This is a genomic window from Kitasatospora sp. NPDC017646, from assembly GCF_044329365.1.
In the GTDB taxonomy this organism is placed as follows: Bacteria; Actinomycetota; Actinomycetes; order Streptomycetales; family Streptomycetaceae; genus Kitasatospora.
In genome coordinates this window covers 48,449-59,215 of record NZ_JBIRJC010000041.1, presented here as the reverse complement: position 1 = coordinate 59,215, position 10,767 = coordinate 48,449, and the positions used below count along the sequence as shown (strand labels likewise).

The window sequence follows — 10,767 nt, the reverse complement described above, 5'->3', positions numbered from 1 at the left end:
CTGCCCGTGAAGTAGCCCTCCGGCCCGTGAAGTGGCCCTCCGGCCCGTGAACCTGCCGTCCCCGTCCGGGAACCGGCCGCGGGGGGGGGGGGGGGGGGGGGGGGGGGGGGGGGGGGGGGGGGGGGGGCCGCTCCGGGGGCTGGGTGATTTTCGGACTGCCGACTCTGTGGGTGGGGGGTGCTCGCCGTTGGCAGTCTGAAAATCACCCGTTACGCCCCTCTCCGCGGCCACCCCCTCCACCGCCCCTCCCGCAGCGCGTCCCTCTCGCCTGGGTCGGGTGGGGGTGCGGGGGTGGGGGCGGAAAGGGGGAGGGGGTGGGGGAGGGGGTGGGGGTGTGACAACTGGTGGTTGTCGTTGCTGTCGGGTGGTTGTTGGACCGGGGGGTGGTGGGGGCGGTGGAGTGGGGGCTCCGACGAGGTGAGGAGTGGGGATGAAGGCGCTGGTGGCGACGGGGGATGCGGGGGAGCCGGTGCGGTTCGCGGAGGTGGAGCAGCCGCGGCCGGGGCCGGGGGAGGTGTTGGTGAAGGTGGAGGCGTTCTCGGTGAACCGGGGGGAGACGTTTCAGCTGGAGGCGCCCAGGGAGGGGTGGCGGCCGGGGAAGGACGTGGCCGGGCTGGTCGTGCAGGCTGCGGCTGACGGGTCGGGGCCTGCGGTGTGTCGGCGGGTGGTCGGGCACCCGCCGGCGGCCGGGTGGGCCGAGTACGTGTGCGTGCCGGTGTCCTCGCTCGCCGAGCTGCCGGACAGCCTGGATGCCGTACGAGCCGCTGCGCTGCCGTTGGCCGGGCTGACCGCGCTGCGGTTGCTGCGCACGGTGGGGGCGGTGGCCGGGCGGCGGGTGCTGCTGACCGGGGCGTCCGGTGGGGTGGGGCACTACTTCACCGAGCTGGCGGCGGCGGCCGGGGCCGAGCTGACCGTCGTGACCGCCTCCGCGGAGCGCGGGCGCCGGCTGGCGGAACTGGGGGCGGCCGAGGTGGTGCACGAGCTGGGTGACGCCCGGGGCCCGTACGACCTGGTGCTGGAGTCCACCGGTGGGGCCGACCTGCCGCTGGCGCTGGCCCGGCTGACCCGGCGCGGCACCCTGGTCTGGTTCGGCCAGGCCTCGCGGACGCCCGCCACGCTGAACTTCTTCGACTTCTTCGCCGGTCCGGAGTCGGCCACCCTGCGGCACTTCCACTACGCCGACTCCGACGTGCCGGACGGCGAGGACCTGGCCACCCTGGTGCGCCTCGCGGCGGCCGGCCGGCTGACCCCGGAGATCGGGCTGGTCGCGCCCTGGGAGTGGACCGCGACCACCCTCACCGACCTGCGAGACCGGCGGATCCGCGGCAAGGCCGTCCTGACCGTCGCCTGATTCCCGAAGAGGAGCTTTCATCGTGTCCTTCGTCGACACCCCTGGTCTGTTGCCCGCGTTCACCGCCGAAACCCGACCGCGCGTCCACGGCGCCGGGCTCGACCTGTACGAGTACGACCGGGTGACCGGCTCGCTGACCTCGCTGCGCGACTGGCCGGCCGCCTTCGGCGCGGTCGGGCGCCGGTACACCGCCGAGGCCGCGGTCGCCGCTGCCGAGGGCCGTACGGTCACCGCCGGCGGCGCCTACCGCAGCGCCGCCCGTTGGTTCCACGCCGCCGGACTGGTGCCGCACCCCGACCGGGTCACTGCCGCCCGGCTGGCCTCCGAGGCCGACGAGGCGATGCGGCAGTCGCTGGCGCTGCTGGAGCCGGAGGCGGCGCGGGTCGAGGGCGAGGGCTTCGCCGGCTGGCTGCGCCGTCCGGCGGCGGCCGGAAGCCCGGTGGTGCTGATCGTGCCGGGCATGGACTCCGGCAAGGAGGAGTTCCACGCGCTCGCCGACGCGCTGCTGGCCCGGGGGGTCGCCGTGCTGGCGATCGACGGGCCCGGCCAGGGCGTCCTGGCCGCCACCAGTGCGCCGGAGCCGGACTACCACCGGGTGGTGGGTCGGGCCCTGGACGCGCTCGGGGCCCACGACGGGCTGGACCCCGCCCGCACCGCCGTGGTCGGCCTCAGCCTGGGCGGCTACTACGCGGCGATGGCCGCCGCCCACGAGCCGCGGCTGCGCGCCGCCGTGACGGTCAGCGGCCCGTACCGGCTGGACTGGGCGGGCGTGGTCCCCTTCGTCCGCGAGACCCTGGCCCAGCGCTGCGGCGGCCCCGAGGCGGCCCGGGCCTTCGCGGACCGGCTCGACCTGACCGGGCTCGCCCCGACGATCGCCCTCCCGCTGCTGGTGGTCGAGGGCGGCGAGGACCGCATTCCCGGCGTCACCAACGCCACCGTCCTCGCCGAGCACGCCCCGAACGCCGAACTGCTGCTCGTCCCGCACGGCAACCACCTGCTCGGCACCGCCCTCCCGGACTGGCTCCCGGCCACGGCCGACTGGCTCACCGCGCGCCTCGCCCGATGAGGGGCGGTCAAGTGGGCGCTGCGGTGCGGGCGTAGCGGGCGCGAAAAAGCCCCGGAGAGTGATCTCTCCGGGGCTCTCCTGGCGGTGGCCAGGGCCGGGGTCGAACCGGCGACCTTCCGCTTTTCAGGCCGAGCCGGAGCATCGATACGCCCTGTTTCGAGCGGTTCTGACGTCCGCAGAAGTGCGGCTGCAGACGTCATGGTGCACGGCGGTTGGCGTCAGCGTTGGCGTCAACCGGAGTCACAGGATCGGATCCCGCTCACCAGCCGAGAGTGCGCAGTTGCTGGTTGGTCTCGCGCAGGTCGAAGTGGGCCGGGTCGAAGTCGGCCGCTGATTCGAGACCGAGCCAGCGCAGCAGGTCCTGGTGCTCCGGGTGGTCGGAGTCGTGGAGGGTTCGCTTGAGGCCCTCGTACCCGCCCGGGCCGCCGCAGTCCTCGGGTGGGCAGGCTCCCGCTCCGTCCACGCAGGCGGGGTAGTGCCGGCCCGCCTCGGCTGTCATCCGGTGTTCGACGGTGATGCGGTGGTCCCACGAGTCACCGAAGTCGTAGGTGTAATCGAGGTGTGTGCCCTCCTTGGCGACAGTGTCCAGCGCGGCGGTGGTCTCGTCGACGAAGTCGAGTTCGGACGAGCGGCGACCGTAGTCGACGCCGTTCGCGCTGAACGCGTGCAGGTGGCAGTCCTGCCAGCCCATCGCCGCCTGGATGACCTGGTGCAAGTCGTCGAGGCGGATACCGGCCGGCACCTGGACGCGGCGCCACACCGCAGGCTGATCCACATCGGCGAGTTGGATGCGGAGCTGGTAGACCGGGTCGCCAGGGCGTGGCTCCCCGCGCAGCCGGGCCACGGCTTGACGGCCGGCCGAGGTGAGAGCGACGGACTCGCCGGTCTGCTGGGCGGCCCCGAGGCCCTTGAGCGCCGTGAGGAGGCGGTCCACGTCGCGGTCGTCGCTCCGACGCAGGAGGCGAAGGCGCTCTTCGGGAAGGTCGTCGAGGACGAAGAACCGGGACAGCGTCTCCCACACCGCGGTCCGCAGCTTCTGCGCCGGCACCGGAAGGTCGGCGGCGTAGAGGCTCGTCAGCACCACCCGCAGCCCGGCGGGGTACTCCTCCGAGAGCATGGAGCCGAGCCACCCGGAGGGGAGTACCGCCTCGCCGATGCGCGGCAGGGCCTCGAACAGCGCGTCGAGGATGCGCTCGGGTCCTCCAGTACGCGCGCGTTCTTCTTGACGGGCACCAGGCGGCCGCCGGTGACCCGCAGCAGCCGGGCCGCCTTGGCCCATTCGACCAGCAGGTTCAGGTGGTACAGCTCCTGGCTGGACTTGGTCTTGAAGGTCCTGTCACCGATGGCCGGGTCGATGGTGTCGCCGGTCTCCAGAAGAGCGACCAGGGCCCTCGCGTCCGCGAGGGTGATCTTGCCCGTCTGAGTGAGCTTGCGTCCCGCGCCGATCCAGCTGACGAGACCTCGGACCTGCTCGACGGTGCCTGGCTGCTCGGGTTCCATCGCCGCTTCCGTCTGCTCCGGGTCTGACGGATTCCATCATCGAGGATCGGCATTCCCGCTAGGGTCGCCCGTGATGAGTGAGTACCAGTACTACGAGTTCCTGGCGATCGATCGGCCGCTGACCAGCGACGAGCAGGAGCAGCTGCGCTCGCTGTCCACTCGGGCCCGGATCACCGCGACCAGCTTCACCAATGAATATCAGTGGGGCGACTTCCGCGGCGACCCTCGGCGGATGGTGGAGCGGTACTACGACGCCCACCTGTACCTGACCAACTGGGGCACCCATCAGGTGATCCTGCGCCTGCCCAAGGGGCAGCTCCCGCTGCAGGCGCTGGAGCCGTACCGCTTTGACGAATGCGTCGAGGCGTGGACGACCAAGACCCACCTCGTCCTGGACCTGCGCAGCGAGGATGAGAGCGGCGACTGGGTCGAGGGTGCCGAGGACTCACTGGGTGCCATCGCCGGGGTGCGGGCCGAGCTGGCGGCCGGTGATCACCGCGCTCTGTACCTCGCATGGCTGTCCGCCATCGGTGCCTGGGCGCTCCAGGAGGACGACGAGGAGGCCTACCGGGAAGCGGTGGAGCCCCCGGTCCCGGCCGGGCTCGACCGCCTCACCGCACCGCAGCGAGCGCTCGCGGACTTCCTCCGCGTCGACGCCGACCTGCTGGCGGTCGCCGCCCAGGCCAGCCCGCCGGCCCCCGCACCTCGGAAGCGGCCCGGGAAGAAGGAGTTGGCGCCGCTGATCGCCGCGCTTCCCGAGAAGGAGAAGGACGACCTCCTGCTGCGCCTGGCCCTGGGCAGTGAGGCGCAGCTGGGCGCCGAACTGCTGCGCCGCCTGCGCGGCGAACCGGTTGCCGCGACCGTGCCGGGGCAGCGATCCGCAGCTGAACTGCTGGACGCAGCGCACGCGCGGGCTGCCGGGCGCCGACAGCGCGCCGAGCGGGTTCGAGACGAGGCGCGGGCAAAGAAGCTGACCGCCCTGGCCGCCGACGAGGAGGCGATCTGGCGGGAGGTCGAGAACCACGTCGCCCGCAAGCAGGTGGCCCGCTACGACGCCGCAGTGGCCCGTCTGGTCGAGCTCCGCGACGCCTGTGACCACGTCGGACGCGGACTTGAGTTCCGGCAGCGGCTGGCCGCGCTCCGCGAGGAGCACCGGCACCTGCCTGGCCTGCTGCGCAGACTCGACGACCGGGCCTTGCGCGGCTGACGCCTTCCTTCCGTTCACGGGGCTCGCCGAGGGACACCGGTGGCCCGTGGGTCGTGACCAAGTGGTTGGAATATCGAGTGCAGGCATTTCGCAAGCGTTGCAGCTAAAATGCCTGCATGACTGCGATCACGATTCGTGAAGTCCCGGACCCGATTCTCGAAACCCTCAAGCTCAAGGCGGCCAAGGCGGGGAAGAGCCTCCAGGCGTACCTGCTCGACCTCGTCACCCGCGAGGCGGCCACGCCGACGTTGGCCGAGATGATGGCCCGCCTTGACCGGGAGACCCGTACCGACGTCAGTACCTCTGACATCCTCGCCGCGATCGATGACGGGCGGGAGCGTCGGTGAATTCGAGCGTTGTCATTGACTGCTCTGCGCTGGTGCGGGTGCTCACCGACCACAGCCCCGCCGGCCACGCCGTCCGCGACCGACTCCGCGGGGTGGATGCGCTCGCCGCCCCTGGCCTTCTCGACTACGAACTCGTGTCGGCTCTCTTCGGTATGGTGCGGGGCGGAAAGCTCGCGGAGAAGGAAGCGGTGAAGGCCGTAGCCGACTACCAGGCACTCGCCATCACGCGACACGAGACGCTGATCCTCTGGCAGCGGGTGCGAGAACTGAACCACAACATCAGTGCATATGACGCCCAGTATGTGGCGCTCGCCGAGACCCTCGGCGTGCCGCTCGTCACCAGCGATGCCCGAATCCAGCGCAGCGGTGCGGCCAAGTGCACCATCGAGGTCTTTGCCTAGCCGCTGGTGAAGGCGGGCCGGAGCAGGGCAACGACCGTCCGCTGCGCCGTTGGCGTCAACCGGCACGAAAATGCCCCCGAAGCGAGCTGCTTCGAGGGCATCGTGCCTGGTCAGGCATTGTGGCCAGGGCCGGGGTCGAACCGGCGACCTTCCGCTTTTCAGGCGGACGCTCGTACCAACTGAGCTACCTGGCCGTACTGCACCGTCTCTTGCGAGACGAGCGATCCCGACGGGACTTGAACCCGCGACCTCCACCTTGACAGGGTGGCGAGCTAACCAACTGCTCCACGGGACCTGGTAGTGGCGAACCACTAAGGTCTTGCGGCACTGACTTTACTACGGAACTGCGTGCCCCCAACGGGATTCGAACCCGTGCTACCGCCTTGAAAGGGCGGCGTCCTGGGCCACTAGACGATGAGGGCTTGCGGCCCGTCCGGCTGTTTCCAGCGTTCCGGGGACGTCGAGAAGCATATGGGATGCGGGGCGGATCGCCAAAACGGGTTCGGGCCGAGTCGGGGCGGGGGTCAGGACCAGCCGAGTTCGTCCAGCTCGTGGTCGTCGAAGCCGAAGTGGTGGGCGACCTCGTGGATGACGGTGGTGCGGACCTCTTCGACGACCTGCTCGTGGGTGTCGCAGTGCCGCAGGGTGGGGCCGCGGTAGATCAGGATCCGGTCGGGCAGGACGCCCGCGTACCACTCGCCGCGCTCGGTGAGCGGGGTGCCCTCGTAGAGGCCGAGGAGTTCGGGGTCGCTCGGTTCGGGTTCGTCCTCGACGAAGACCGCGACGTTGTCCATCATGGCCGCGAGCTGCGGGGGAATCCGGTCCAGGGCGTCGCTGACCAGCGTCTCGAACTCTTCCCGGGTCATTTCCACCGGATCATTGTCGGGTCTGCGGTGACGGTGTGCCAGGCAGCGGACGGCGGTGTTTGATGGCATCGTGACGACCTCGGAGGACACGGTGGAGAGCACGGCGGCGCCGGTGCGGAAACGGCCGTCGGTGCTGCGCGGGCAGGGGCCGGTCGTGGCGGTGGTCGCGGTGGGCGGGGCGGTCGGCGCGGTGGCGCGGTATGCCGCCGGGCTGGGCTGGGAGACCGGGCCGTCGGCCTTCCCGTGGACGACGCTGCTGATCAACGTGGTCGGCTGCGCGGTGATCGGGGTGTTCCTGGTGGCGATCACCGAGGGACGCCCGGCACACCCGCTGCTGCGGCCGTTCTTCGGCACCGGGGTTCTGGGCGGGTTCACGACCTTCTCGACGTACGCGGTGGACGTCCGCCGGCTGCTGGAGGCCGGGCGGCTCGGGCCCGGGCTGGCGTACCTCGGGCTGACCCTGGTGGGCGCGCTCGGCGCGGTGTGGTCGGCGGCCGCGCTGACCCGGCGCTTGATCCACCGCGGCGGTGCCCGGTGAGCCGGCTGAGCGGGCCGGCGCTGCGGCTGACCGTGCTGGTGGGCGAGAGCGACACCTGGCACCACCGCCCGCTGTACAGCGAGATCGTGCACCGGGCGCGGGCAGCCGGGCTGGCCGGTGCGAGCGTGTTCCGGGGGATCGAGGGGTTCGGCGCCTCCTCGCTGGTGCATACGGCGCGGCTGCTGTCGCTGAGCGAGGACCTGCCGGTGGCGGTGGTGATCGTGGACGAGGAGGACCGGGTGCGGGCGTTCCTGCCGCAGCTGGAGGAGCTGGTCGCGGAGGGCCTGGTGCTGCTGGACCACTGCGAGGTCGTGCACTACCGGGGCCGGGGCGGAGCGCAGTGAACTGGCTGCTGGTGGTGGTGGGCGCGATGGTCGGCGCGCCGCTGCGGTACCTGACCGACCGGGCGGTGCAGTCCCGGCACGACTCCGTGTTCCCCTGGGGCACCTTCACGGTGAACGTCTCCGGCTGCCTGGTGCTCGGCCTGCTGGCCGGGGCGGTGACGGCGGGCGCGGCTTCCTCGCACGTCCAACTGCTGGTCGGCACGGGCTTCTGCGGGGCGCTGACCACGTACTCGACCTTCTCGTACGAGACGCTGCGGCTGGCCGAGTCCGGTGCCGGGCGGTACGCGGTGGCGAACGTGGCCGGGAGCCTGGTGGCCGGGCTGACGGCGGTGTACGCGGGGGCGGAGCTGGCCTCGGCGCTCTGGGGCTGAACTCCGGGGCCCGGGCGCGCTCCCCGGCGGCCGAGAATTGCCGCACCGACCCGTGACCCGCCGGACCCGGCGCGCGTTGGGCACCGAAAGCGGCCGCGCGCCAGTGGGCGGCCCGGGTGGGGCGGCAGGAGAGTGGGCGCGGTGGCTTCGGTGCGGGCGGTGGGATCGGCGCGCTCGGCGGCGGTGGGACCGGGAGCGGCGGTGCGGGAGGCAGCGGCGCTGCGGTCGCGTGCGGTGCGGGCGGCGGCGGTGCTGGCGGTGGCCGGGCTGGGGCTGACCGGGTGCATGTCGGTCGGTCCGGCGGCGGAGGAGAAGCACGGCGGGGTGGCGCCGGTCGGGCAGGCCGGCCCGGCGGGGCGGCCGGGCGCGGCGGGCGGTCCCCCGGCCTCTCCGGGGGCCGGGCACCCGGGGGGCGCGTCGGGGCGCCCGGAGCGCCAGGGGGGCCCGCAAGCCGAGAACGCGCCGACCGGGGCCACGGCCGCGGCGCCGGGTGAGCTCACGCCCGGCGCGAACGGCGCGGTGGCCGGCGTGGTCCCGGTGCCGGGGGCGGCCGTTCCCGAGGGCGCGCCGGGCGGCAACGGCTCGACGGGCGGCGCGAATCCCAGCCCCGCGCCGCACCCCGGCGGCTCAGCGGGCGGGGGTTCGACGGGCACCGGCGGCACCGGCGAGGGCCGCTCCGGCGGCGGTTCGGGGACGCCGTCGGCCACTCCGAGCAGTCACCCGTCCGTCACCCCCGAGCCCGAGCACACCACGCCCGCCGCAACCGTCCCGCCGGGCCCGGAACCCTCCTCCGGCAGCTCCGGTTCCTCGGCGCCGAGTCCCCGTGCGGGTGCGCACTAGCGGGCTGGCCTGCACATTTGCCTCGGATCCCGAGGGTCCTCTATGGTGGTAGATCGTTCGTTTGATCCATTTGACTGGCGCCCCATTCCCACTGGCGCCCTTGGCGCGTTCCGGCGATCCGTGGCTGACCGCATAGAGGCGGTTGTGAAACAGAACCCCGGACTTTGGCGCGTGCCACTTCCGGAAGGTTTTGCATGTCTCTCGTTGACGACGCCCGCTTCGCCATGCCCGCGAACGAGGCCGCCGCCGATGTCACCGACTCCACCGATCTGATCACCGAGGCCGCCGAGTCGGCCGAGGAGATCACCGCCGAGACCGTCGAGGAGACGGCCGAGGCCACCGAGCCCACCATCACCTTCGGTGACCTGGGCCTGCACGACGACGTCGTCCGTGCCCTCGCCAAGCGCGGCGTCACCACCCCGTTCCCGATCCAGGCCGCGACCATCCCGGACGCCCTGGCCGGCAAGGACGTGCTGGGCCGCGGCCGCACCGGCTCCGGCAAGACCCTCAGCTTCGGCCTGCCGCTGCTGACCCGCCTGGCCGACGGCGAGCGCACCCGCGCCAAGCACCCGCGCGGCCTGATCCTGGTCCCGACCCGCGAGCTGGCCATGCAGGTCGCCGACGCCCTGGAGCCCTTCGGCTCGGTGCTCGGCCTGCGCCTCAAGGTCGTCTGCGGCGGCACCTCGATGTCGAACCAGATCTACGCGCTGGAGCGCGGCGTCGACATCCTGGTCGCCACCCCCGGCCGTCTGCGTGACCTGCTGAACCGCGGCTCCGCCAAGCTGGACGACGTCCGGACCGTGGTCCTCGACGAGGCCGACCAGATGGCCGACATGGGCTTCCTGCCCGAGGTCACCGAGATCCTCGACCAGGTGCCGGCCGGCGGCCAGCGCCTGCTGTTCTCCGCCACCCTGGAGAACGAGATCGACACCCTGGTGAAGCGCTACCTGAAGAGCCCGGTCACCCACGAGGTCGACCCGTCGGCCGGCGCCGTCACCACCATGACCCACCACATCCTCGTGGTGAAGCCCAAGGACAAGGCGCCGATCACCAACGCGATCGCCGCCCGCAAGGGCCGCACGATCATCTTCGTCCGCACCCAGATGGGCGCCGACCGCGTCGCCGAGCAGCTGATCGAGGCCGGTGTGAAGGCCGACGCGCTGCACGGCGGCATGACCCAGGGCGCCCGCACCCGCGTCCTCGGTGACTTCAAGGACGGCTACGTCAACGTCGTCGTCGCCACCGACGTCGCCGCCCGCGGCATCCACGTCGACGGCATCGACCTGGTCCTCAACGTGGACCCGGCCGGCGACCACAAGGACTACCTGCACCGCTCCGGCCGCACCGCGCGCGCCGGCCGCTCCGGTGCCGTCGTCACCCTGGTGCTGCCGCACCAGCGCCGCGGCGTCTTCCGCCTGATGGAGGACGCGGGCGTCGACGCCAGCCGCCACATCCTGGACCACGCCTTCGACGCCGAGGTCGCCAAGATCACCGGCGCCCGCTCGCTCACCGAGGTGCAGGCCGAGAGCGCCGCGAACATCGCCGGTGCCGCCGAGCGCGAGCTCGCCGACATGACCCGCCAGCTGGAGCGCGCGCAGCGCCGCGCCACCGAGCTGCGCGAGGAGGCCGACCGCCTGGCCGCCCGCGCGGCGCGCGAGCGGGCCGAGCTGGGCATCGAGGACGAGGCCCCGGCCGCGTCCGCCGAGGCCGGCGAGGAGACCGCCCAGGCCGACGCCCCGGCCGCCGCGGAGGCCCCGGCCGCCGCAGCACCGCAGGCCGAGGAGCGCACCCCCTCGTACCGCGAGGCGCGCACCGAGCGTCCGGCCTTCGGCCGTGACCGGGACCGTGACCGCGACGACCGCCGCTCCGGTGGCTTCGGCGGCCGTGACCGCGACGACCGCCGTTCTGGTGGCTTCGGTGCCGGTCGTGACCGCGA

At 72.8% G+C, this 10,767-nt stretch carries 13 protein-coding genes and 4 tRNA genes; 10 read left to right on the top strand and 7 right to left on the bottom strand.

All coding sequences use genetic code 11. From position 1 onward, the window contains the following. Nucleotides 1-430 precede the first annotated feature (430 nt). Both ACH4J0_RS35895 and ACH4J0_RS35890 read left to right on the top strand, forming a co-directional pair. On the top strand, nt 431-1,351 hold the full coding sequence (locus ACH4J0_RS35895) for a zinc-binding dehydrogenase (protein ID WP_396245361.1): 921 nt from the start codon (nt 431-433) through the stop codon (nt 1,349-1,351). Nucleotides 1,352-1,373: 22 nt separating this feature from the next. Then, the gene (locus ACH4J0_RS35890; RefSeq protein ID WP_396245360.1) at nt 1,374-2,417 is read left to right on the top strand and encodes an alpha/beta hydrolase family protein; all 1,044 of its coding nucleotides are present in this window, start codon (nt 1,374-1,376) and stop codon (nt 2,415-2,417) included. An 85-nt stretch (nt 2,418-2,502) separates the two neighbouring features. On the opposite strand, the gene ACH4J0_RS35885 is transcribed toward ACH4J0_RS35890, so the two are convergent. The 3 genes from ACH4J0_RS35885 to ACH4J0_RS35875 all read right to left on the bottom strand — a co-directional run bounded on the left by ACH4J0_RS35885 (nt 2,503) and on the right by ACH4J0_RS35875 (nt 3,917). Then, nucleotides 2,503-2,568 (bottom strand) — tRNA-Phe (locus ACH4J0_RS35885). A 108-nt stretch (nt 2,569-2,676) separates the two neighbouring features. Further along, nucleotides 2,677-3,534 carry a plasmid pRiA4b ORF-3 family protein gene (locus ACH4J0_RS35880; protein ID WP_396245358.1) on the bottom strand — a complete coding sequence of 286 codons (858 nt, stop codon included), beginning with the start codon at nt 3,532-3,534 and terminating at the stop codon, nt 2,677-2,679. Beyond that, the gene (locus tag ACH4J0_RS35875; protein ID WP_396245356.1) at nt 3,492-3,917 is read right to left on the bottom strand and encodes a hypothetical protein; all 426 of its coding nucleotides are present in this window, start codon (nt 3,915-3,917) and stop codon (nt 3,492-3,494) included. Before ACH4J0_RS35875 ends, ACH4J0_RS35880 begins: the two co-directional genes overlap by 43 nt. A gap of 73 nt (nt 3,918-3,990) precedes the next feature. Here ACH4J0_RS35875 and ACH4J0_RS35870 point away from each other — a divergent pair, with 73 nt between their 5' ends. The 3 genes from ACH4J0_RS35870 to ACH4J0_RS35860 all read left to right on the top strand — a co-directional run bounded on the left by ACH4J0_RS35870 (nt 3,991) and on the right by ACH4J0_RS35860 (nt 5,872). Further along, nucleotides 3,991-5,124 carry a hypothetical protein gene (locus tag ACH4J0_RS35870; protein WP_396245355.1) on the top strand — a complete coding sequence of 378 codons (1,134 nt, stop codon included), beginning with the start codon at nt 3,991-3,993 and terminating at the stop codon, nt 5,122-5,124. 116 nt (nt 5,125-5,240) lie between these two features. Beyond that, the gene (locus ACH4J0_RS35865) at nt 5,241-5,471 is read left to right on the top strand and encodes a FitA-like ribbon-helix-helix domain-containing protein (protein ID WP_218203968.1); all 231 of its coding nucleotides are present in this window, start codon (nt 5,241-5,243) and stop codon (nt 5,469-5,471) included. Continuing rightward, the gene (locus ACH4J0_RS35860) at nt 5,468-5,872 is read left to right on the top strand and encodes a type II toxin-antitoxin system VapC family toxin (protein WP_396245353.1); all 405 of its coding nucleotides are present in this window, start codon (nt 5,468-5,470) and stop codon (nt 5,870-5,872) included. The genes ACH4J0_RS35865 and ACH4J0_RS35860 overlap by 4 nt, the downstream gene beginning before the upstream one ends. Before the next feature lie 120 nt (nt 5,873-5,992). On the opposite strand, the gene ACH4J0_RS35855 is transcribed toward ACH4J0_RS35860, so the two are convergent. From ACH4J0_RS35855 to ACH4J0_RS35840, 4 genes are all read right to left on the bottom strand, one after another. Then, nucleotides 5,993-6,066: transfer RNA gene (locus tag ACH4J0_RS35855), tRNA-Phe, on the bottom strand. A 27-nt stretch (nt 6,067-6,093) separates the two neighbouring features. Beyond that, nucleotides 6,094-6,167: transfer RNA gene (locus tag ACH4J0_RS35850), tRNA-Asp, on the bottom strand. Nucleotides 6,168-6,221: 54 nt separating this feature from the next. Then, a tRNA-Glu gene (locus ACH4J0_RS35845) sits at nt 6,222-6,294 on the bottom strand. Between the two features lie 102 nt (nt 6,295-6,396). After that, nucleotides 6,397-6,738, bottom strand: coding sequence for a metallopeptidase family protein (locus ACH4J0_RS35840; RefSeq protein ID WP_396245352.1), 342 nt, complete (start codon nt 6,736-6,738; stop codon nt 6,397-6,399). Nucleotides 6,739-6,808: 70 nt separating this feature from the next. On the opposite strand from ACH4J0_RS35840, the gene crcB (ACH4J0_RS35835) reads away from it, so the two are divergent. The 5 genes from crcB (ACH4J0_RS35835) to ACH4J0_RS35815 form a co-directional block, all read left to right on the top strand. Next, entirely contained in the window at nt 6,809-7,276 is a 468-nt protein-coding gene (gene crcB, locus ACH4J0_RS35835; protein WP_396245351.1) for a fluoride efflux transporter CrcB, read from the top strand. Next, a complete protein-coding gene (locus tag ACH4J0_RS35830) occupies nt 7,273-7,620 on the top strand; it encodes a DUF190 domain-containing protein (RefSeq protein ID WP_396245350.1) in 348 nt (115 codons plus the stop codon). The genes crcB (ACH4J0_RS35835) and ACH4J0_RS35830 overlap by 4 nt, the downstream gene beginning before the upstream one ends. After that, nucleotides 7,617-7,991, top strand: coding sequence for a fluoride efflux transporter CrcB (gene crcB, locus ACH4J0_RS35825; RefSeq protein ID WP_396245349.1), 375 nt, complete (start codon nt 7,617-7,619; stop codon nt 7,989-7,991). The genes ACH4J0_RS35830 and crcB (ACH4J0_RS35825) overlap by 4 nt, the downstream gene beginning before the upstream one ends. A 201-nt stretch (nt 7,992-8,192) precedes the next feature. Further along, nucleotides 8,193-8,831, top strand: a complete 639-nt coding sequence (locus ACH4J0_RS35820) for a hypothetical protein (RefSeq protein WP_396245347.1) — start codon at nt 8,193-8,195, stop codon at nt 8,829-8,831. A gap of 194 nt (nt 8,832-9,025) precedes the next feature. Then, nucleotides 9,026-10,767 (top strand): DEAD/DEAH box helicase (locus ACH4J0_RS35815; protein ID WP_396245346.1); only part of this gene is annotated, 1,742 nt, incomplete at its 3' end.